This window comes from Marinobacterium rhizophilum, from assembly GCF_024397915.1.
Classification (GTDB): domain Bacteria; phylum Pseudomonadota; class Gammaproteobacteria; order Pseudomonadales; family Balneatricaceae; genus Marinobacterium_A; species Marinobacterium_A rhizophilum_A.
Genome location: NZ_CP073347.1, coordinates 4,181,604 through 4,203,394, shown reverse-complemented (window position 1 = coordinate 4,203,394; position 21,791 = coordinate 4,181,604). Strand labels below are relative to the sequence as shown.

The window sequence follows — 21,791 nt, the reverse complement described above, 5'->3', positions numbered from 1 at the left end:
CGAATCAGGCGCCGGCTGTCAGCGCAGACGGCGCTGCGTGATCGTTCCACAGGCGCTTGGCCAGGGTGGCCGCGGGCTCCCTGTGCCCCTCGGCAATCCAGCATGCCAGGGCTGCGGCCACATCCGGGTACGGCGCCGGGGCTGGATTGGGCTGCTGCAGCCAGGCTTTAAGCTGCAGCAGATCACAGTCACCCCGCATCACCGTGGCGAGCCCCAGCTGCTGCATGATTTCGGCGTTGGACAACTGTTCCACCTGGCCTCGATAGGGTTTGCTCAATAGTTTTTTGCCGTACTGCACCGTTTCGCTGGTCAGGCCAAAGCCACTGTTGCTGATCACCCCGGCGCAGCTGGCCAGGTCCTGCTCAAAGCCATCGCGGCTGAACGGTTTGAACTCCAGGTTACCCTGCACCCGGGGCTCAACGCAGTCGCAATAGACCACGAAGCGATAATCAGCAAAACGGCTGAACCAGTCGATCAGCTGCGCGCGGGTTTCATGGGGCAGATAAACTAGGATCTTGTCAGCTTCAAGCGTCGCCGGGTAGCGCGGTGGCGGGATCAGCGGCGGCAGTATGGGCTGCTCAAAATGATGCCAGTGCAGACCGATAGCGGTATCCACCGGTGCCATCAGGCGAATGGCGCCTCCTGTCAGGCGTCCCTGGTGCCTCCCCGGCAGGTCGTAGTTGAACACGTACTGATGAGCGATACCGACACTGGGCACCCCCTGGCGACGTGCAGCCCAGGCACTGACTGGCTCGAAGTCACTGATCACCAGGTCATAGCCACTCAGGTCCAGCGTACGAATGTCGCTCCACAGCTGCCACACACTGTTGTTGCACAGGGTCGCGAAGGCCTTCACACGCCCGCCCGCACCGTACTGGAAGGTCAGGCCGCGGCGGCAGCGATAGTCGCCAAAAGGCTGCATATCGAACAGCTGCTCCGGGGGGCGACCGCTGAACAGGTAATCAACCTCCAGCCCCTGTGCCGCCAGCGCCGGCGCCATGACCCGCGCCCGGGTGATATGGCCATTGCCCGTTGCCTGCACACCGTAGAGTATTTTCATAACCGGCTACGCCAGGCCAAACAGCAGAATACCCAGCTGGGCACTGCAGATTCCCAGCAGGGCGCCAGCAAGAATATCCGACGGAAAATGCACACCCAGCAGCACCCGGGAGGCACCGATCAGGCCTGCCAGCCCGTAGAGCGGCAACAGCAAGCTGGGGTAGTGCGCCACCATGACGGTGGCGAAGGTAAAGGCCGCGGCGGCATGACCTGACGGAAAGCTGAAGCGGTCCGAGGGCTTGATATAGGCCGAAAAGTGGTCAAAACGGTCGCAGGGACGGTCGCGCCGGATCAGGTTCTTGAGCACCAGGTAGGCCGGCAGCTCGATGCCAAATGCCAGTAAGCCGGCCTGCAGGAAACGGTGTCCGTCCTCGGGCTCGAACAGCGCCAGCGCAACGCCCAGCAGAAGATAGCAGAGACCGTCGCCAAGCCTCGACACCCAGCGGCTGACAGACGCCAGCTGCGGTGCCCGGGCATGACCCTGGCACCAGTGGAACGCAAGCGTATCAAGCTGAGTGATTTTCTGTTGCAGCATGTTCATCGGCATCACCTGACAGGGTTGCAGTCAGCGGCATTGTCCGATGTGGCCGGTGACAATCCCATGAACAGGACATGACACCGGGATGACAGCGACTCAGTCGGGATCCGGAACGGGCAGCTGCAGCTGCCGGGAAAACCACTGTGCCGATCGCTGTGCCAGCGCGCCAGCGTTGTCCCAGGGCAGCATGTGCCCCTCGGCCGGGATCAGCACCAGTTCAATCGGGTGCACTGACTGCGCCACGACTCGGCGGGCATAGTCCACATCCAGCACTTCATCCCGCGTGCCCTGCATGATCGCCAGGGAGAATGGATACGTTCGCTTCAGAATGCCGGCACTGCGGCTGAACAGGCTTGCCAGGGTACGCAGCGGGTACTCGAACACCAGCATGGGATCGACATTGATCAGGGGCCCCGCCGGGTGGCCGGCCAACAGGGTTTCAAAGTCAATAAAGCCCTTGAGTGGCACCTTCATGCGCGGAAACATCCAGGCCGACGCGGTGGTCCACTGCCAGCCCAGGCCGTGCATCATGTCCGGCGCCAGCTCGCTCAGCAGCAGGGTGCCGCACAACAGGGCCTGCACCCGGCTATCCGCCTCGGCCAGCGCAAGACCCGTGACCGCACCACCGGAATAGCCAAACACGACCACCGGGCCGCTAAAGCGCTGCAGCAGGGTATCCAGCACGCACTGCAGGTCTGCGACACTTTCCTCGATGTTGTAATAGCCCCGCTCGCCCCCGGAATAACCGTGACCCCGGGGGTCGACTCCCACGGCGTTGAAGCCCTGCGCCCGCAGAGCTGCGAGCAATTCGGCGTAAAGCTCCGAGTAAGTGCCCAGCCCCGGCAGAAACAGCAGCACGGGGGCCGTGCTGCTGTACTCGTACAGTTCGCAGTGAATCCCGGGCTCTGCATCGATGCGCAGGACTTCCCGGCGCTGCAACGCTGCCTGAATACCCAATCCATCGCGCAACTGCTCACGAAAACAGTCGCGCTGCAGCGCCTTGTCATTTAATGCGCTTTGCGCTGCGGTCATAGCTTACCCCTGGATGGACGGTGGCCGCCTGGCTCTAACGCTGACACTGCGGGCAAAACACGGTACTGCGCTGCCCCAGGCGGATTTCTTTCAGTACAGTACCACAGCCAACACAGCTCTCGCCGCCCCGACCATAGACGCACAGTTCCTGCTTGAAGTAGCCCGGTTTGCCGTCACCCCCGACAAAATCCCGCAGCGTGGTGCCCCCCTGGGCAATGGCCCGGCTCAGCACCTGCTTGATTTCGATCACCAGACGGGCCAGGCGCGCAGCGGAGATACGCCCGGCGGCGCGCTGCGGATCGATGCAGGCGGCAAAGAGCGCTTCGTTGGCGTAGATATTCCCCACGCCTACGACCACCTTGCTGTCCATGATTCGCAGCTTGATGGCGCTGCTCCGTCCCTTGCAGGCCCTCTGCAACAGGGCGGCATCAAAGGCCTCGGACAACGGCTCAGGTCCGAGGGAGGACAGCAGTGCATGCTCGGTACCGGCCGCCTGCCAAAGCACGGCACCAAAGCGGCGCGGGTCGGTCAGGCGCAGCGCCAGGCCCGAATCCAGCAGCAGATCCACATGATCGTGCTTGCCGGGCGCCTGATCACCGGGCACCAGCCGCAGACTGCCGGACATGCCCAGGTGCACCAGTACTGTACCGGCATCGAAGTCGATCATCAGGTACTTACCACGGCGCGAAACGCCACGCACCGGCTGCCCGGCAAGCAGCCCAGCCAGCTCCGAGGGCACCGGCCAGCGCAGCCGTGGCTGGCGGACAACCAACTCACGCACACTGTGATTCAGCAGGTAGGGTGCAACCCCCCGGCGGGTGGTTTCAACTTCGGGTAACTCCGGCATTCACAGACTCCGCGGGCCAAAACAGCTCAGGGCAGCATGATAGCAAACTCCGGCTACCGGCTTCCTGCGCTTTACCGCCTGGAGAAACGTTAATGGCAGCCCCACGCCGGCTTAACCTGCCTGCGCCGGCACCTGGAAGTACCGCAGCAGCCACCGCGCTAATATCGCGGATAGCAATGATCACCTGATACTGAACGCATCGCCTGCCCACCCGTGCCTGTGCGCACCCGCAATATATCAGCCATGACGGCCAGGGCGATTTCCGGCGGCGTCTTGCTACCCAGGTTCAGACCGATTGGCATATGAATACGAGCAATATCCGGCTCCGACAGGCCACCAACCCGCTGGAGCCGCTTTGCCCTGTTCGCCGATGTGCGCTCGGAGCCCATAACGCCGATATAAAATGCCTCGGTGCGCACCGCTTCCATCATCGCCAGATCGTCGATACGCGGATCATGGGTCAGGGCCACCACCGCGGTATTGGTATGGCAGCCGTGACGAGCGATATAGACGGACGGCAGCTCCCTGATCAGGCTCAACCCCGTGCCTTCCAGATGCTGCACAGCCTCCTCCCTCGGATCACATGCCAGGACCCGAAACCCCAGCGCGGTCGCGAACTGGGCGCAGTAACGGGCCACCGGCGAGGCGCCTGCCAGTATCAGTGTCACCACAGGCCCCAGCCGCACGTGTACTTCATCGCCCAGTATTTCGACCGTCGCCCCAGGCCCCGGATCGAAGTCCAGACACCGCCCGCCACTCAACCGCACCCTGCGCAGGACGCTCTGCTGCCGGGACAGCGCCTGCTGTAACGCGTCCAGGTGCTCGCCCACCGCGGACGCCACGGGCAAGCACTCGACCAGCACCTTGAGCACACCACCACAGGGCAACTGCAACCGCTGGCTCTCCTGGGCACCGTCGCCGTACAGCACGATTTGCGCATCGGCGGTAAACTGCCCGGCATCCAACTGCGCCAGGAAGGCCTCCTCAACACAGCCGCCGGACAGGGAACCGGCGTACTCGGTGCCGCTTCTGGCCACCAGAAGCGACCCCGGCGGGCGCGGCGATGACCCAAAGGTCGACAGCACCGTACAGAGCCACACACAGTGACCTTCGGCGTGCCACTGCCGTGCGCGCTCAATCACCAGGTTATCGATACTGTCCAAGTTCTACCTCCGGCGACAATGCCGCTATCTCAAATAAAACGCGGCGCGTAGGTCACCACCGCAAGGGCCAGCAGATTCATCAGCAGAAAGGGCACCAGGCTGCGGATAACCTCACCGACTCGCACATTCAGAATCGATGACGCCACAAAGATATCCAGCCCAAACGGCGGGGTTATCATGCTGATGGCGATATTCATCACCACTATCATGCCAAAGTGCACCGGGTCTATTCCCAGCAACATGGCCACCGGCGCCAGTACCGGCACCAGGATCACCTGAATGGTCACTGGGTCCAGAAACATCCCGGCCACCAGAAACACCAGATTCACGATCAGCAGGAACAGCAACGGCCCGGCATCCACCGCGCTGACCAGCCCGGTTACCAGGGCAGGCAAGCCGGCCAGCGCCGTCAGGTAACCGATAAAGCTGCCGGCGGCCAGCAGCAGAAACAGGGCGATGGTGATCAGGGCCGCACTTTCGGTGATCTTGACGACATCTGCCAGCGTCAGCGCCCGGGTCAATAGCACCTCAACCAGCAATGCATAGACTACGGCGACAGCCGCCGCTTCCGTCGCCGTCATCATGCCGGAATAAATACCGCCGATGATGATCACCGGCAACCCCAGCGGCAGCAGTGCATCCAACAGCGCCCGTGCACGCACGGCAGCCGAGGCCCTCACCTCGCTGACCAGGCTGCGAGACTTGATTTTCACCACCAGGCACAGCGCCGCCGCCATCACCAACCCTACCGCCAGGCCGGCGACAAACAGGTCGGCGATCGAAGTGCCGGTCAACCAGCCATAGATGATCAGCGTAATGCTCGGCGGCACCAGCAACGACAGCTCGCTGCTGGCCAGTATCAAACCGGTGGCAAAACGCGGATCAACCCCCTGGGCGGTCAGCTTGGGGTGAAGAATTTTGCCCAGTGCCGCAACCGTGGCCGGTGCCGAGCCGCTCACGGCACCAAAGACCAGGCAGGAGCCGGTGGTGGTATACCCCATGCCTCCGCGGTAATGCCCGATGAACGACTGCACCACCCCGGTCAACGCGGCGGCGATACGTCCCCGGGCCATGATCTCTCCGGCCAGAATAAAAAACGGAATGGCCAGCAAGGCCGACTGGTTGATCCCCCCCACCATCTTCTGCACGACAACCAGATTCGGCAGCGCCGGGAAAAACAACTGGGCGCTGACGAGCATGGTGACACCCAGCACTATATACATCTGCGCCCCGATCAACAGCAGCGTCAGCGCCAGCAAAGCAACACAAAGCATCAGCATGGGAACCTCCGATCAAACGGCAGGGACGTTCTGGGCGCTGTGGCCCCTGAACGTCACGATCAGCGCAGAAACATGCCGCACGGCCAGCAGGAAAGCGCCCACGGGCAGAGAAGCATAGAGATAAAACATCGGAACCCCCAGCGAATTGCTGCGCTGGCCGCTGGCAATCATGTGTTGCAGATATACCCAGCCGAGCCAGGCCAGATAAGCTGCCAGTATCAGTCCCAGAAGATTAATCGTCAGGGTCAGGAAACGTTGCAGCACTGGGCTAAAATAACCCTGCAGAATATCCATGGATATATGAGCACCACGATCATGCACATAGCCGATACCCAGAAAAACCATCAGTACCAATTCAAAACGCACCAGTTCATCAACCCAGAACAGCTCCCTCGACAGGTCACTGCCAAACAATTGCGCCAAGACGCCAAAAGAATATAGGAACGGCATCGACATCAATATAAAAACCAGAAAAAAACGTTCCACACTTCGAATATACAGCATATTAAGGAACCTCTATTTACATGAAATCAGTCCCCTGAAAGAAGCTTAAAACTGTAGGGGCGCCTTGTGCATAGACTCCTGAGCCGGCGATAAAAAAAACCGGCGACTCCCACAGCGGGAGCCTCCGGCAAGCCGTGCTCAGTTCCCCGCATCCATGAACTCGAAATAGTGCTGCATGAGTTGCTCGCCCTCGCTACCGGTCATGGCGGTGAATTCCTTCAGGCTCGCCGGAAACATTGCCTTCTTCAGGGCTTCGGTCAGCTCAGCGGACGGCTGGGTCACACTGACAGGCCCGGCCAGCAGCGCCGCTGCGGCGGCCTCACCCGCGGCCACTTTCAGCGTCAGCAGCGTTGTCGAGGCTTCGACGAAAGCAGTTTTGATCGACTGGCGCTGCTCCTCGGTCAGGCCGTTCCAGAAGGCGGGGTTGAACAGCACCACGTTCTCCAGCGCACCATGCTTGCTCAGTAATACAGATCGCTGCACCTCATGGAATTTCATGCGCACTATGCTATCCAGTGGATTTTCCTGGCCATCAACCCCGCCAGTCTGCAGGCCCATGTAAACATCGCTAAAGGGCAGCGACACCGGTGTAGCGCCCAGCGCCTGCATCTGCGCCATCAGTACCTTCGAGTCCATGACCCTGAAGCGCTTGCCGGCAAAATCGTCGATGGAATCAAGCTCGGCGTTCATCGAGAAGTTCTTGCGTCCGCCGGGCCAGAACACCAGGCCCTTGAGGCCCTTGCCATCAAAGGACTGCAGTAGCGACTGACCGAAAGGACCGGCCAGCAACTGGCGTGCGCGACTGTCATCCTCGGGCAGCAGAAACGGAATGTCGAGCACCGCGGACAGGGGGTTGAAGCCGCCGAGAAAGGCCAGCGGCAACACCGTGCCCTGCTGGAATCCCATCTGCACACCTTCGGTCATGTCGCGGGAACCGCCTAACTGTGCCGCCGGAAATACCCGTATCAGCACTTCGCCCCGGGTGTCCTTTTTTACCCGTTCAGCCACCTGATTCAGCACCTGATCCAGCGGTTGACCCGGTGCCTCCACATGGCCTATGCGCACCTCGACAGGTGTCGCATTTACCCAGGAGGCCAGCACCGCAGCCGCAAATACGACCGTTATCCGCTTTAACATGTTCATGATTTAAACTCCGCATTTATTATTAAAATTGCAGTAGAAAACATCAGGATGTTTTTCAACAACCTAACCATTCAACAACCCTCTCCTGCGTCTGGAGTTGAGTTATTATTAACCTGGCTGGCAAACAGGTTCCCTCCCTATTTGCCAGTCACCCCACACTTTTCACCCTTGATGAATGGGCGCACGTGCATGTACGTGCTGGATTCTATTGGCTAAAGAGCTGGAGCTCGCTTTGGGCCATCTTTTTCAAAGCAAGGCCCAATGATGAAACATCCCTGTTTCATGTATTAACCCGGGTTAATAACAGACAAGCATGTTTAGCGCCTGAACCAGCCTTTCACCACCATCACAATCAACTTGAATACGCTGAGTTTGGCAGCAGCGGATGTATTCGGGGTTTCACCCCGAAGACGTGCCGACAGGTTGTCTGCGAACATTCTGGTAACGGCACTGGCAAAGCTCTTGACCAGGCCGCCACGGCTGAACTGGGACAGGGCGCCGGTAATCGCATAGCTGGCTTCCAGATGCAGAATACAACCGTCGCCATCCGCTTCGAGGCTAAAATCCATGGCGCCGCTGGCACCTGAACCGCTGCGCGAATCCTTGCCCTGGCCTTCGAAGCGCCCACTGTGACTGGCATCATCGAAGGTAAACCGGCCCTCGCCCTTGAAAGAGGCACTAATAGCCCCGAAGGAGGCTTCCATCTGGATTTCGAGCTGATCGCCATTCTCGGCCAGCAGACTGGCACCTGGCACACAGGACACCACCTGCTCGACATTGCGCATCAGGGCCCAGACGTCGTCTCGCGAATGCTTGAGCTTGATAAGCTCCAGAATACGATCCCCGCCAGCATCATTCACCGGTGCGGCCTGCATCTCGACCTTGCCACAACTGCGCTCAAAGGTCGGCAAAGGACCGCTGTACTGATGCTCAGGCACGGGTTCGGCACTGTCGCGCTGTTCCGGTGACAGCAGCTCATCGCGACGGGCCAGCACCGACATCACCGCCTGCACAATGCCCATATAACCGGTACAACGACAGAGGTTGCCGCTCAAGGCCATGCGAACCTGCTGCTCATCCAGTGGCAAACCGCGCATGATGATGTCCCGCGATGACACCAGCATGCCGGGGGTGCAGAAACCACACTGCAGCGCATGGTGTTCGCTAAAGGCATCCCGCAGCGCGTCCATCACCGCGTCGCCGTCATAGCCTTCAATGGTACGCACCTGCGCACCCCGACAACGCGTTGCCAACAGGGTGCAGGAGCGCGATGGCACACCGTCGACCTCGATGGTACAGGCACCACAGACACCCTGTTCGCACCCCAGATGGGTGCCGGTCAGGTCCAGCCCATCGCGCAGCATGTCCGCCAGACTCGTGCGTTCCTCTACCTGCGCCGAGGCAGGAGCACCGTTGACGTTAAGCTTGATCAATTCAACTGAAGCTTCAGGACTGTTCATGTTTCCCCTCGAGCTGCTGCAGGGCACGGCGTACAGCCACGCTAAATAATTGCCTGCGGTGTTCCGGCATACCGCCCACGAAGGCCCCCACGGCGGCGTCGGTTGCGGCAATCGCCGCCGCCACACCCTTGTGTGCCAGCGTATCGGCCAGGGTCTCCAGCAGTACCGGTGCACCGTCCAGAGCGCCCAGCACAATGCGGGCGTAACCCCGCTGCGGATCTATCACCACAGTGCCGGAAGCCTCTGAAAATTCGCCAGGCTTGCGACAAACCTTGTAATACCCCCAGCGGGCGCCGGGACTCAGCCGGGGCACCCGCACCGAGGCGATGATTTCACCGGGCAGCAGCGCCGTCGTAAAGGCGGCCTGCATGAACGCCGTTGCGGCTATGGATCGGCTAGTGCCGGTGCCTGCAACCTCAATGGAGGCATCCAGCGCCAGCATCACATTGACCCAATCAGCCGCGGGGTCCGCATGGGCCAGGCTACCCCCGATAGTGCCGCGGTTGCGCACCGCACGGTAGGCGATGCCCGCAGCGACATGGCGCAGCATACCGCCGGTGGCGTCGGGCACCAGACCATCCTCAAACGCGGCATGACAAATGGCGGCACCGTATTGCACGCAGTCACTGTCCTCGCGCACCTGGCGCAATGCCTCTATGCCGGCCAGGTCGATCAAGGTTTCCGGCCTTGCCAGACGCAGGTTCAGCATCGGGCCCAGGGACTGTCCGCCCCCCAGGTACTTGGCATTTCCCTGTTGCTGCAGCGCCGTCGCCGCCTGGTTCAAGTCCGCACATTCAAGGCGGTTAAACTGCACGGGCTTCATAACCGTTCTCCTGTTCCGTAACCGGTTGCTGATCCCGCCCCGCGTGCAGGGCCTTCAGGATGCGTTCAGGGGATGCCGGCGTTTCATTGATCTGGACGCCCAGACTGCAAAGGGCGTCATTGATGGCATTGACGATAGCGCCGGCAGGTGCAATAGCCCCACCCTCGCCAACGCCCTTGATACCGTGCTCGGTAAAGGGCGACAGGTGCTCCAGGTGCTCGATCCGGATGTTTGGCACATCCGTCGCGCCAGGCAGGATATAGTCCGCCAGGGTGGAGGTCAGCGGCTGTCCCTGGGTGTCGTAAAGCACCTCTTCATAGAGCGCAGTGCCAATCCCCTGGGCAATGCCGCCAATGGTCTGCCCTTCAACGATCATCGGATTGACCATCTGGCCGCAGTCTTCCACCACGGCATAATCCTGTATCTCGACATGGCCGGTTTCGGTATCCACCGACACCACCACCGCATGGGTGGCATAGGAGAAAGCACCCGTGTCCACTTTGGGTTTGTAGTACCCCGTCGCTTCCAGGCCTTCAATCAGGCTCCCCTCCGGCAGGCGATCCGGGTGCAGATACCAGGCATCACCCAGCTCATCAAACCCCAGTTGCATCCCCGGCCCTTTCGCCTGCGCCTGCTCCAGTACCACCTCCTCGGCCTGGCACTGCATCATGCCGGCTGACAGGCGCCTGAGCTTGTCCATCAGTGCCGCACAGGCCCGGGACACCGCACCGCCGGCCATGACCATGCCCCTGGAGGCATAGGCCCCGGTCGAGTACGGTGTGGTGCCGGTATCACCCAGCACAACCTTGATGCGATCCAGCGGAATCGTTGTAACTTCGCTGGCAACCTGCGACAGGGTCGTTTGCAGCCCCTGGCCGATGGTATTGATGCCGGCGCGTATCTCCAGCCCACCATCGGCCGTCAGCTTGGCAGTTGCTGTTTCGTAACCCGGCACCAGCGGCAGCCCCCAGGCGGCGAACACCTTGGTGCCGTGGGCCGACTGTTCGGTAAAGGTGGCAAACCCCAAGCCAATACGTTTTGAGCTGCTACTCGCCTCCTGCTGTCGCTGGCGCACCTTGGCGATATCGATCATGGCCACCGCACGGCGCAGCGATTCGGGGTAGTCACCACTGTCGTAAAGCTTGCCGGTGACATTGGTGAAAGGCATGACATCGGCAGGCACCAGGTTCTCGGCACGCACCTCCCAGGCTTCACGCCCCACCGCTTTGGCGATCTCGTCGATGGTGCGCTCGATGGCGAAACAGACACCCGGGCGTGCCACACCGCGATAGGGGCAAAACGGTGGCTTGTTGGTGGCCGGCGCCAGTACCTTGCAACGGTAATGATCGAACTTGTAGGGCCCCGGCAGGTTGCCCCCGGCCTGGGCGGCCTCCAGTCCGGCGGTGAAAGGCCAGACCGAGTAGGCGCCAATATCCACCGCCACCACGGCATCCAGCCCCAGCAAACGCCCGCGCTTGTCGGCATAGGCCTTGATTTTGTAGTGGTGTTCCCGCGTATTGGCACCGGCCACCAGGTGCTCGCGACGGTCTTCGATCCAGCGATAGGCCTTGCGATACTTCATTGCCAGCCAGGCCACCGCCACCTCTTCCGGCTGCAGGATGCACTTGTAGCCAAAACCACCGCCTACATCGGGGGCGATAACACGAATCTTGCCCTGGGGTAGCCCCAGGCATTCGGACAGGCCGGTACGGATCAGGTGTGCCACCTGGGTTGAGGTGTAGACCACCAACTGGTCGTCTTTCTCGTCCCAGTAGGCAACAACACCCTTGCCTTCCATCGGGTTCATTACCTGGCGGGCCAGCTTGTATTCCCGCTCGATAATGACGTCTGCGCGGCTGGCAAGCTCAGGGAAGGCTTCCCCCACTTCCAGGTCGAGGAACAGGTTGTTGTCCCAGTGCTCATGCACCCGCGGTCCCTGGTTGTCCAGGGCGGCATCAATACCGGTAATCGGAGCAAGACTTTCCAGCTCCAGCTCGACCTGTTCGACCAGGTCTTCCGCCGCCGCCCGGTTATGAGCCACGCACATCACCACCGGCTCGCCCACAAAGCGCACCTTGCCCCGCGCCAGCACCCAGTGTTCAGAGTCGCGATAACTGGGCAGATTGGAATCTGCCCGAATGGGTTTTACACCCTGCATGTCATCGACCGTAAACACAGTCTGCTCCGAGCCCTGGGGCCTGGTGATGCTTTTAATGCGCCCATGGGCCAGCGGGCTGCGCAGAAAAGCCACGTCCTGCAGACCGGGCACCCGTATATCACTGACGAAGCGCCCCTTGCCCTGCAGCATGCGCTTGTCTTCGACTCGCCGCACGCGAGCACCAATACCGCTCTTGTTCACCAGCATCTCCTCATGGATGAGGGCCTTGCACCCTGGCGCAAGGCCCTGCCTTTAACTCTTCAGCTGCGCACGGGCATTCATAAACGCCATTTCGGACAGTTCGGAGTAAGGCTGCACCGTATCGATAAATTTACGGTAGGAAGCATAGACTTTACGCGTCAGGTCATCGGTCTGGCCAACATCGTCGATAACACTCTGGGACACGCGCCCAAGGTGCCCGAGGGTCGCTGGGTCCAGTAACCGGAAATCAACCTTGTGCTCCTCTTTCATTATCTTGACGGCCTGGGCATTTTTCGTCACAAACTCGCTCAGTACCATCTGGTTGGCCATGGCATTGGCGCCCTTGACGATTTCCTGCAGGTCCTTGTCCAGCGAGTCCCAGGCTTCCTTGTTGATGAAGCAGTCGAGCACCGCACTGGGTTCCATCCAGCCCGGCCAGTAGTAGTGCTTCGCGACCTTGTGCAGACCAAACGCCATGTCATTGAAGGGGCCGACAAAATCGGCGCCGTCGATGGCACCCGACTGCAGCCCCTGGGGTACCTCGCCCAGCGGCATCTGCACCGGCACCCCGCCAATTTCCGTCAGTACCTTGGCACCCAGGCCACCGCTACGTATTTTAAGGCCCTTGAACGATTCGATGGAGTTCAGCTCCTTGTTATACCAGCCGGCGGCCTGCACCGAGGTGTTGCCGCTGGGCAGAAACTTGACTCCCAGCTCGCCGTACACTTCATCGGCCAGTTCCTGCCCACCGCCATAATGGAACCAGGCGTTCTGTTCCTGGGACGTAAAGCCAAAGGGAATGGGAGCAAAGAACTGCACCGCCGCCAGCTTACCGGCCCAGTAGGCCGGGTAGCCGTGCCCCATATGCAGGGTACCGTCCGCCACCGCATCCAGTACCTGGAAGGGCGACACCAGGTCACCGGCGGCATACAGCTTGAGTTCCAGCCGGCCATTGGAGGCCTTGTTGATATAGTCAGCCACTAGCTGCGGCCCGGTTGCCAGCAACGGCGAGTTGGCGCGCCAGGTCATCTGCATGCGCCATTGCTTGACGCCCTTGGCGATGGCAGGTGCCGCTATACCGGTACCCGCTGCCAGCAAGCCAGCCCCCGCACCCTTGATCAGATCACGACGTTTCATATGAAGCTCCTACTTGGTTGCCAATCATTTCGTTCTTTGTTGTTATTTTCTGGCCGATGTCCGGCGCAGGCTCAGGAATTCAGAAGGCCCGGAAGCCACGTGACCATACCCGGCCACCACCAGATGAGGACTCCGGCAAACAGCTGTATCGCAACAAAGGGCGCCACGCCTCGATAGACCGTCGACAGTTTCAGTCCGTCAACAACGCCCTGGAGGTAGAAAATGGCGAAGCCGAAGGGCGGGGTCAGGTAGCTGGTCTGCAGCACCAGTGCCGCCGCCACTCCAAACCAGAGCGGGTCGACACCGAGCATCAACAGTGCCGGACCAAAAATCGGGATCACGATGAAAATAATTTCGAAGGTGTCGAGCAGGAACCCCAGTACAAACATAATGCCCAGTACAAACAGGGTCGCTCCCAGAGCACCACCCGGGATCAACGTCAGCAACGACGCCACCACCTCTTCGCCACCGAGAATGCGGAACACCGCCGACAGAATGGTCGCGCCTATCAGCATGGTGTAGATCATGACACTGATCAGCATCGCCGAGCGTGCAGCCTCACTGAGCTGCTGACGCGTAAAGCGGCCGCTGCACAGCGCCAGTACCAGGGCGCCCACGCCCCCCAGCGCCGCGGACTCGGTCGCCGTCGCCAAGCCACTGAGAATGGACCCCAGCACCAGCACGATCAGTGCCAGCGGCGGCACCATGGCGACCAGTACCTTGCGCACGAGGGCATCGCGCATATCATCGGACATTTCCAGTGGCGGGCAATTTCTCCGATCCCTGAATGCAACCAGCAGCATCCAGACTGTATAGAGCCCTACCAGCATCAGCCCGGGGAGAAGCGCTGCGGCAAACAGGTCGGTTACGGTGAGCGGATCACCGCTGAATATGCCCATTCGCAGCTGCGCCTGGGTATTGGCATCCTGCACCATGACGCCCAGCAGGATCAGTACGGTCGAGGGCGGAATCAGTTGGGCCAGCGTCCCCGACGCGCAGACCAGGCCACAGCTCAGAGACTCCTTGTACTTGGCGCGACGCATGGCCGGAATGCTGATTAGCCCCATGGTCACCACCGTGGCGCCGACAATACCGGTCGAGGCCGCCAGCATGGCACCGACAATCAGCACCGCGAATCCCAAACCGCCGCGACGGTTGCCGAAGAGCTGCCCCATCGTTACCAGCAACTCTTCCGCCAGCTTGGACTTTTCCAGTACCGTGCCCATGAACACGAACAGCGGCACCGCAACCAGGGTCTCGTTTACCATAATGCTGACCAGGCGCCCCGGCAGCGCACCCAACAGTGCCAGGTCAACCGTGTTCACCAGATGCCCCAGCAGCGCAACCAGTATCGAAACACCCCCCAGCGCCAGCGCCACGGGAAAACCCGACAGCAAGCCCGCAACGGCACCACCGACCAGCACAAACAACAGGGCTTCAGACATGCTGATACGCTCCTACCTTCGTTGATTGCAGTACCAGCAGTGACCGGCACATCAGACTCAGTCCCTGCAGGGCCAGCAGCAGGCAGAACCCGAGGATGCAGCTTTTCAGCAGGTACATGAACGGCAGGCCATCAATGGTCGGCGAATGCTCAAGCTGCAGCCAGGAACGCTGGATGCTGGGCCAACTTTTCAATGCCAATACCAGCAGCATGGGATACAGCAGGCTCAGGGTCCCGATCAGATTGACCCAGGCCCTGCCCCGCTCTCCCAGACGCCCGTAAAAAAGGTCAACCCGGACATGGCCACCTTCAAGCAACACCCAACCGGCCCCCAGAGTAAAAACCATGGCGTTGAGCCAGACCCCGATCTCCGAGAGCCAGGGGTAACCGGTATTGAAGGCATAGCGCAGAATGGCGGTAGCGGCGGTCAGCAGGACCACCAGTAACAGGCCCCACTTGAGGAGACTGCCGATCAAGCGATTAAGATCGTCGATTGTATCGGCGATACGGACCAAGGTCATAGTCAGACTCCTGTGGCTAGTGTCAGGTGGCAGATCGAGGCTGCGGGCATCCTGATCATCCGGCCATTGTTCTATGACATGGGCCGGCTGCCCTGCCCGGGGAGACTTGTCGCGGCATTGTTGTTGACGCATCTCTTAAGCACCTTTTCTGAGTGATCCTGTTGGCCGAGGGCTTTACCCCTGCACCAAACATTTGATCAGTACACTGATGATGTTAGTATATCGTTTATCTGTCCACAAGAGGGAAAAAGCGGAAAATAACGAATTCATTCAGCTTGCGGATTTGCCCCAAAATAGGGCGTTGCAAGATTCCGTGCTTGAAAAACATGCAAAACAACGGTATTGAATGAATACTATTAAAGGCCGCTATCAAATGCTGAATCAAGGACCCTGTTTAAATGAATAAAAATCATCAAGAATCTAAAAAACCTGATAGAGAAGGCTTTGAAAATCCTATGCCCCTATGGCGACGCCCCGGCTTTCTGATTCGCAGAGCCCATCAAATTCATCAGGCACTCTTCATTGAAGAGTGTTCGGAATTTAACCTAACGCCGATTCAGTACGGCCTGCTGACGGAACTGGCGGATAACCCGGATATCGATCAGATATCGCTTGCCCGTGAAGTCGGCATCGACCGTACGAACGTCGCGGATGTTCTCCGTCGCCTGGAAAACCGGGGGCTGATCGTGCGCAAGACTGCCGAACACGACCGTCGCATGCGCCTCGTCAGCCTCACGGATGAAGGGATGCGCGTACTCAAGGACATGTTCGAATCCATGCGTAGCGCCCAGGCCAAGCTGATGGCACCGTTGTCCGCATCGGAAGCCGATTCCTTCCTCGAGCTTTTGCACCGCCTTGTTATGGAAAACAACCACTTGGGGCGCACCGACTTCAAACCGAAGTAAGGCGTTATGTCACCTTTCAAATACCGGAACCTGGATCAAGCATCCAGGTCCCGGCTCCATGAAGCGGCTGGTATTTACACCGGGTATACCAGGGAGTTATCCAGCAAGGTATTATCGTAAACACAAATCCGCTGTTTCAGTTGCAACCGCCCACCCTCAATCGAAAAGCGATCCATGTATTTACCCACCTGGTGAACACGCGCTTCTGGCTTATCTTGCAGCGTCTGCATCAGCATATAGTTTGCCGACACCACCAGTTCATTAGACTCAATTTTTTCAACGCGTGTATTGGTAATAAAATGGCGAAGATATCGCGGTGCAAACATCGCGGTATAATCGATCGCCAGGGCCCGGTCTTTTATCATGGACAGACCATCGCAATAGACCAATCCAACCGGCCGGCCCTGATCAAAGTTTTCCCGCGATGTAATTTTGTATACCGCATCCGCTGTAAAAAACTGTGGCCAGTCCTTAAGACTGCCGTCATCCAGCACCTGGGCATAAGCCGAATTAAAATCGGCCACCAGGGCCGTGAGGGCCATCAGATTATTCTCTGCTACCAGTGTTTCAATATTCATGCTTGATGCCCTCTTTCAGGAAATGCCCAGAATTTCACGCCAGCTGCGATACATGCCACGAATTGCCGATTCCGAAATCAGCGTATCCGAGGTTCCGGTTTGCGTATTCGGATCGAGTTCCACCACATGTTCCCCCGGCACCGAGCGTTTCATGCCGTCCTGCACAAACTTCATCGCCTCGTTATCCTCCAGCCCCAGGAAGCCCGCCGGCCCCATCAGGTTGCCCTGGCGCATGCGATGATTGAGCATCTCATCGCTGTCCCCTTCAAAGCCGAACATGGTCCAGTTCATGACCATTTCATTGGGACCATTGGGCACAATCTGGCGTACACCCAGCGTATTGAGCTCGCGCTGCACGATCAGGTTGGGCCAAATCGTCGACATGGTCACCGTCCAGGGTGAATCGAACTCGGCGACATACTCCAGCAACTGGCCGTCTTCGAGTTTGAAGTCTTCCCGGTAGGCACGCATTTCCTTGCGGTCATCAACATTGACGTTATCACCGCGCGCCGACGCCATGACCCCGTGCAGGCCCGTCGGGTCGGCCAGCATCTGCGAGCTGTTGCCCGCCACCAACAAGCCAAATGTCACCAGGAAGGTGTGCAGCAAGGTCGCATGGTAGGGGTCTTTCAGGTTCTCGTGATAGAGCTTCCAGTTGCCCGGCATCGTGTTCCGATAGTGGCCCAACACCTTTAACTTGCGGCCGTCGAAAGTGGCATCGAACTCCGCCAGCACCTCGGCACCGAGATAATCGGCCAACGGAATCATGTCCGGGTCAAAGGATGCGAAAATAACGCCGCCACGGCTGGTGACATTCAGCTTCTTCAATCCATGGTCACAGTTCTTGAAGTCCTTGGGCATGCCACCCTTGCCATTCACCCCGCGGCGAAACGGTACCCCTGCCAGGTTACCCTTCAGATCGTAGGACCACTGATGATAGGGGCAGACGAATTCCTTGGTGTTGCCCCTGGTCTCGCGGCAAAACTCCGCCGCACGATGGGCACAGCGATTGAGGAAAACATTCACCTCACCGTCGTCATCACGGCTCACCACCACCGGTGTCGGCCCAACAAAACTGCGGACATAATCGCCTGCCAGGGGAATCTCCGCCTCCAGCGCAACATAGTTCCAGGTTTTACCATGGAAGATCTTTTCGACCTCCAGCTGATAAATACTGGCATCGGTATAGACCCAGTCGGGAATGCGTGTCAGTCCTTCTTCCGGCCAGCGGTAGTAATCAGCGATATTCATATTATTAGCTCCTGATGTCGCGATAATGCGTCCGGCGCCAGGCATGTCAGAGCCTGGCCGGGATGAATGATGGGATTCAAGCTGACGTTTTAGCTGCTCAACCGACAGCCCCTGGGTCAGCCATTGCCGGCCGGCGCGCAGCGCCTGGGGCCGATCAAAGACCACCATGCCCGTCAATCGCTCGCCGTTGTGCAGGTAATAGACCGCGCCCGCGTCACCTTGCTGCTCATCGACCAGCACCTCGTCACCGGGCGAGGGCACGCCGATCAACTGTATGTTCATGCCGAACTGATCCGACCAGAACCAGGGCTGCACGCTGTAGACTGCGCTTTCATCCCCCGCCATATGACGCGCCGCAACAGCGGCCTGCTCCTGAGCGTTTTGCCAGGACTCAAGGCGGCGCCCATCCGGACTGTCTGGCCAGGTTGCCACATCACCCGCGGCATAGACCTCCGGCACGGAGGTACGGCCGCAGCTGTCGACACGGATGCCGTTCTGCACGGCAAGCCCCCCCTGCTCGGCCAGTTCAGAGTTGGGCTGAGCCCCGATGCCGACCACCACCAGGTCAACTTCCGGCGAAGCTGCACCCTCAAGGTCAATCCGCAGGCCCGTGGCCGTTTGCTGCAGCCCCAGGGTACGGGCAGAGGTGATAAAGCGTACGCCCTTGCGTTCGGCCGCCTGATGGACCCGCATTGCCGCCCGCGGATGCAGCACCCGGGACAGAATGCTCCGATTGGCTTCCACGACCACAACTTCAGCGCCCAGTTCGGCCGCCGTCGATGCCACTTCCAGGCCAATAAAACCACCGCCGACAATGCCGACCCGGCGCCCAGGGCCCAGCACCCGCCGCAGTGCCAGCGCATCATCCAGACTTCTGAGCACAAAGACCTGGGGCAAATTGAACCCGGGAAGATCAGGGACACGGGGACGCGCGCCGGTCACCAGCAGCAAGCGGTCATACCCCAGCCGGACGCCATCACTCAGCGTCAGCTGCCGCTCAGCGGTATCGAGCTCGACTGCCCGAACCCCGGGACGGAACTCGACCCCCATAGCCTTCAAGCGCTCCATGCTCAGCAGCTGACTGGCATCAGGCCCGGTACGCCCTAGCAGTACATCCTTGGACAGGGGTGGACGCTCGTAAGGGGCGTGCCACTCTTCGCTGACCACCTGAATGCTGCCGGTGAACCCCTGCTCACGCAGCGTCTGGATCGCACTGGCCGCTGCCTGACCGCCGCCGACGATCACGAATGTACGAGTGTCCGGGGCTGCAGACTCGCCACCCGCTGCGTCCGCAGTCGCAGTGCTGGCGATCAGGTTGTTCTCGCGGCCCGCAGCAGGCGGCTCCGCCGACTGGGTCACGTCGACAAAGACACCATCGGCGTCTGTACGTACCCGGAAGGTTCGCAGATTTTCTTTAAGTGGCGCACACAGGGCCTTGCCTGAGCGGATATCGAACCTCCCCTGATGCAGAGGACATTCGATACTGCCATCTTCAATAAAGCCTTCGGACAACAACGCCGTTTGATGGGTGCAGATGTTATGGGTCGCGTAGTACTGGTCGGCCAGGCGGTAGAGCGCCACCGGCATGTCGTCGACCGTTATCGCCTTCACTTCGCCCTCAGCCAGCAGCGACTCTTGAGCTCCCAGGAAGTGCCAAGCCATAGTATTCCCTCTTGTTCTTGACCTGTTCGCAAACTGAACAGGAATATAATCAGTATACTGATCATTTATTCGAATACAAGCCATTCACGTTGTCTGCACAGCCCCGGCAAGAGCGGAATGACTCGCTACAGGATTGCATGAACGGCGTTGCCAATTTCCATTTAGTCAGTATACTGATTAATTATCAAGTTCAGTATTTCCAGCTCGCGAACTGAAACAGCGACCGGCATTGCACGGTATCTGTACAGGACAGCAAGCAGGAACATCCGGCCCCAAAGGGCCTCGTCTTCAACCCGATAAAGGATGTGCAAGGTGGATAAAATTCGAAAAATCGCCCTTGAAGAGCACTTCATGGCACCCGGATTTGAGCACTATTCCAAGAGTTTCCAGCAGCACCTGGAACCCGAGGTCTTCCAGCAACTGGCCCGCGCACTGGCCGATTTCGACGACATCAGGCTAGCTGCAATGGACAGCGCCGGGATCGACATGGCGGTGCTGTCACAGACGGGACCCGGCGTCCAGGCCGAGCAGGACACCGCAACCGCCATTACGAAGGCGCGGGACAACAATGACTTTCTGGCCGCCCAGATAGCGCGCCATCCGACCCGCTATGCGGGTTTTGCCTGCCTGCCGATGCAGGACCCGGTCGCCGCCTCGGACGAACTGGGGCGGGCCGTTGCCGAGCTCGGATTCAAGGGCGCTCTGGTCAATGGCCACACCCAGGGCACTTACTACGACGACCCCGCCTTCGACCCCTTCTGGGAGCGCATGCAGGCACTGGATGTACCGCTCTATCTGCACCCCACCGACCCCTGCGCGCCACTGGCAGCCTGCGAGGGCCACCCGGAACTGGCCGGTGCCACCTGGGGCTGGGGCGTGGAAACGGGTAGTCATGCACTAAGGCTGCTGTTTGGCGGCGTATTTGATCGCTTCCCGCGCCTGAAACTGATCATCGGTCATATGGGGGAAGGCCTGCCGTTCCTGCGCTGGCGCTTTGACAGCCGTTTCGAGGCCTATCCCCACGGCGTCCAATTGAAACTCAAGCCCTCGGAATACTTCGGCCGCAATATTTTCATCACCACCTCCGGGGTCTGCTCGGCCCCATCCCTGGCCGGCGCCATCGGCGAGATGGGTGCGGACGCCGTCATGTTCTCGGTGGATTACCCCTATGAATCATCGTCGGTCGCGGCGGATTTCATCGAACAGGCACCGCTGGATGACAGCACCCGGCAACAGCTTTGCCAGGGCAATGCCGCCCGACTGCTCAAACTCTGACACTCCCCTCGACACTCCAGAATGCAGGAAATGATCATGCAGAAAACCTATCGCATCGGACAGATAGTCCCCAGCTCCAATATCACCATGGAAACTGAAATCCCGGCCATGCTGACCGCGCGCCAGCAGATTCGCCCGGAACGCTTCACCTTTCATTCAAGCCGCATGCGCATGAAAACCGTGAGCAAGGAAGAACTTTCCGCCATGGACGCCGAGTCCGACCGCTGTGCGCTGGAACTCAGCGACGCCCGCGTTGATGTCATGGGCTATGCCTGCCTGGTGGCCATCATGTCCATGGGACTGGGCTACCACCGCGAATCCGAATCGCGCCTGATCCAGCGTACCCGGGAGAATGATGCCCTGACCCCGATCGTCACCAGCGCCGGCGCTCTGGTGGATGCCCTCAAGGTCATCGGTGCCAAACGCATCGCACTGGTTGCCCCCTACATGAAGCCGCTGACCGAGATGGTCGTCGACTACATCCGCAACGAGGGCTTTGAGGTGGTGGACTACCGCGCACTGGAAATACCCGACAACCTTGACGTCGCCCGGCATGATCCCATGCGCCTGCCCGGCATCGTTGCAGAAATGAACACCAGCGATGTCGACGCCATAGTGCTGTCCGCCTGTGTACAGATGCCCTCCCTGCCGGCCGTATCCCGCGTCGAAGCCCAGACGGGCAAACCGGTGATTACCGCCGCCATCTCCACAACCTACGCGATGCTGAAGAAACTTGAGCTCGAGGCCGTGGTGCCCGGCGCCGGCGCGCTGCTGTCCGGCGCCTACTGAGACCCTCAACGGAGACAGATA

At 59.9% G+C, this 21,791-nt stretch carries 19 protein-coding genes; 3 read left to right on the top strand and 16 right to left on the bottom strand.

Annotation, left to right across the window (positions count from 1 at the left end):
- Window positions 1-4 precede the first annotated feature (4 nt).
- The 14 genes from KDW95_RS18960 to KDW95_RS18895 form a co-directional block, all read right to left on the bottom strand.
- The gene (locus KDW95_RS18960) at window positions 5-1,060 is read right to left on the bottom strand and encodes an MJ1255/VC2487 family glycosyltransferase (RefSeq protein ID WP_255853341.1); all 1,056 of its coding nucleotides are present in this window, start codon (window positions 1,058-1,060) and stop codon (window positions 5-7) included.
- A 6-nt stretch (window positions 1,061-1,066) separates the two neighbouring features.
- A complete protein-coding gene (locus KDW95_RS18955) occupies window positions 1,067-1,600 on the bottom strand; it encodes a phosphatase PAP2 family protein (protein ID WP_255853340.1) in 534 nt (177 codons plus the stop codon).
- Between the two features lie 93 nt (window positions 1,601-1,693).
- Window positions 1,694-2,629, bottom strand: coding sequence for an alpha/beta fold hydrolase (locus tag KDW95_RS18950; protein ID WP_255853339.1), 936 nt, complete (start codon window positions 2,627-2,629; stop codon window positions 1,694-1,696).
- 34 nt (window positions 2,630-2,663) lie between these two features.
- Window positions 2,664-3,476 carry a bifunctional DNA-formamidopyrimidine glycosylase/DNA-(apurinic or apyrimidinic site) lyase gene (gene mutM, locus KDW95_RS18945; RefSeq protein WP_255853338.1) on the bottom strand — a complete coding sequence of 271 codons (813 nt, stop codon included), beginning with the start codon at window positions 3,474-3,476 and terminating at the stop codon, window positions 2,664-2,666.
- Between the two features lie 158 nt (window positions 3,477-3,634).
- The gene (locus tag KDW95_RS18940; RefSeq protein WP_255853337.1) at window positions 3,635-4,639 is read right to left on the bottom strand and encodes an XdhC family protein; all 1,005 of its coding nucleotides are present in this window, start codon (window positions 4,637-4,639) and stop codon (window positions 3,635-3,637) included.
- Window positions 4,640-4,668: 29 nt separating this feature from the next.
- Window positions 4,669-5,919, bottom strand: coding sequence for a TRAP transporter large permease (locus tag KDW95_RS18935; protein WP_255853336.1), 1,251 nt, complete (start codon window positions 5,917-5,919; stop codon window positions 4,669-4,671).
- A gap of 12 nt (window positions 5,920-5,931) precedes the next feature.
- Window positions 5,932-6,423 carry a TRAP transporter small permease gene (locus KDW95_RS18930; protein WP_255853335.1) on the bottom strand — a complete coding sequence of 164 codons (492 nt, stop codon included), beginning with the start codon at window positions 6,421-6,423 and terminating at the stop codon, window positions 5,932-5,934.
- 138 nt (window positions 6,424-6,561) lie between these two features.
- Entirely contained in the window at window positions 6,562-7,566 is a 1,005-nt protein-coding gene (locus KDW95_RS18925) for a TRAP transporter substrate-binding protein (RefSeq protein ID WP_255853334.1), read from the bottom strand.
- Between the two features lie 317 nt (window positions 7,567-7,883).
- On the bottom strand, window positions 7,884-9,026 hold the full coding sequence (locus KDW95_RS18920) for a xanthine dehydrogenase family Fe-S subunit (RefSeq protein WP_255853333.1): 1,143 nt from the start codon (window positions 9,024-9,026) through the stop codon (window positions 7,884-7,886).
- A complete protein-coding gene (locus KDW95_RS18915; RefSeq protein ID WP_255853332.1) occupies window positions 9,013-9,849 on the bottom strand; it encodes an FAD binding domain-containing protein in 837 nt (278 codons plus the stop codon). The genes KDW95_RS18920 and KDW95_RS18915 overlap by 14 nt, the downstream gene beginning before the upstream one ends.
- Window positions 9,830-12,208, bottom strand: a complete 2,379-nt coding sequence (locus KDW95_RS18910) for a xanthine dehydrogenase family protein molybdopterin-binding subunit (RefSeq protein ID WP_255853331.1) — start codon at window positions 12,206-12,208, stop codon at window positions 9,830-9,832. The genes KDW95_RS18915 and KDW95_RS18910 overlap by 20 nt, the downstream gene beginning before the upstream one ends.
- 51 nt (window positions 12,209-12,259) lie before the next feature.
- Window positions 12,260-13,345 (bottom strand): TRAP transporter substrate-binding protein, encoded by a 1,086-nt coding sequence (locus KDW95_RS18905; protein WP_255853330.1) that lies wholly within the window; start codon window positions 13,343-13,345, stop codon window positions 12,260-12,262.
- Window positions 13,346-13,416: 71 nt separating this feature from the next.
- Window positions 13,417-14,790 (bottom strand): TRAP transporter large permease, encoded by a 1,374-nt coding sequence (locus KDW95_RS18900; RefSeq protein WP_255853329.1) that lies wholly within the window; start codon window positions 14,788-14,790, stop codon window positions 13,417-13,419.
- Window positions 14,783-15,310 carry a TRAP transporter small permease subunit gene (locus tag KDW95_RS18895; protein ID WP_255853328.1) on the bottom strand — a complete coding sequence of 176 codons (528 nt, stop codon included), beginning with the start codon at window positions 15,308-15,310 and terminating at the stop codon, window positions 14,783-14,785. Before KDW95_RS18895 ends, KDW95_RS18900 begins: the two co-directional genes overlap by 8 nt.
- A gap of 398 nt (window positions 15,311-15,708) precedes the next feature.
- On the opposite strand from KDW95_RS18895, the gene KDW95_RS18890 reads away from it, so the two are divergent.
- Window positions 15,709-16,215, top strand: a complete 507-nt coding sequence (locus KDW95_RS18890; RefSeq protein WP_255853327.1) for a MarR family winged helix-turn-helix transcriptional regulator — start codon at window positions 15,709-15,711, stop codon at window positions 16,213-16,215.
- Between the two features lie 74 nt (window positions 16,216-16,289).
- Here the strand turns inward: KDW95_RS18890 and KDW95_RS18885 are convergent, their stop codons facing one another.
- Complete coding sequence (locus tag KDW95_RS18885) at window positions 16,290-16,793, bottom strand: aromatic-ring-hydroxylating dioxygenase subunit beta (RefSeq protein WP_255853326.1); 504 nt, start codon at window positions 16,791-16,793, stop codon at window positions 16,290-16,292.
- Between the two features lie 15 nt (window positions 16,794-16,808).
- Entirely contained in the window at window positions 16,809-19,706 is a 2,898-nt protein-coding gene (locus tag KDW95_RS18880) for an FAD-dependent oxidoreductase (RefSeq protein ID WP_255853325.1), read from the bottom strand.
- A gap of 312 nt (window positions 19,707-20,018) precedes the next feature.
- On the opposite strand from KDW95_RS18880, the gene KDW95_RS18875 reads away from it, so the two are divergent.
- Both KDW95_RS18875 and KDW95_RS18870 read left to right on the top strand, forming a co-directional pair.
- Window positions 20,019-20,981, top strand: coding sequence for an amidohydrolase family protein (locus KDW95_RS18875; RefSeq protein WP_255853324.1), 963 nt, complete (start codon window positions 20,019-20,021; stop codon window positions 20,979-20,981).
- Between the two features lie 87 nt (window positions 20,982-21,068).
- A complete protein-coding gene (locus tag KDW95_RS18870; RefSeq protein ID WP_255856538.1) occupies window positions 21,069-21,770 on the top strand; it encodes a maleate cis-trans isomerase family protein in 702 nt (233 codons plus the stop codon).
- Window positions 21,771-21,791: the final 21 nt, after the last annotated feature.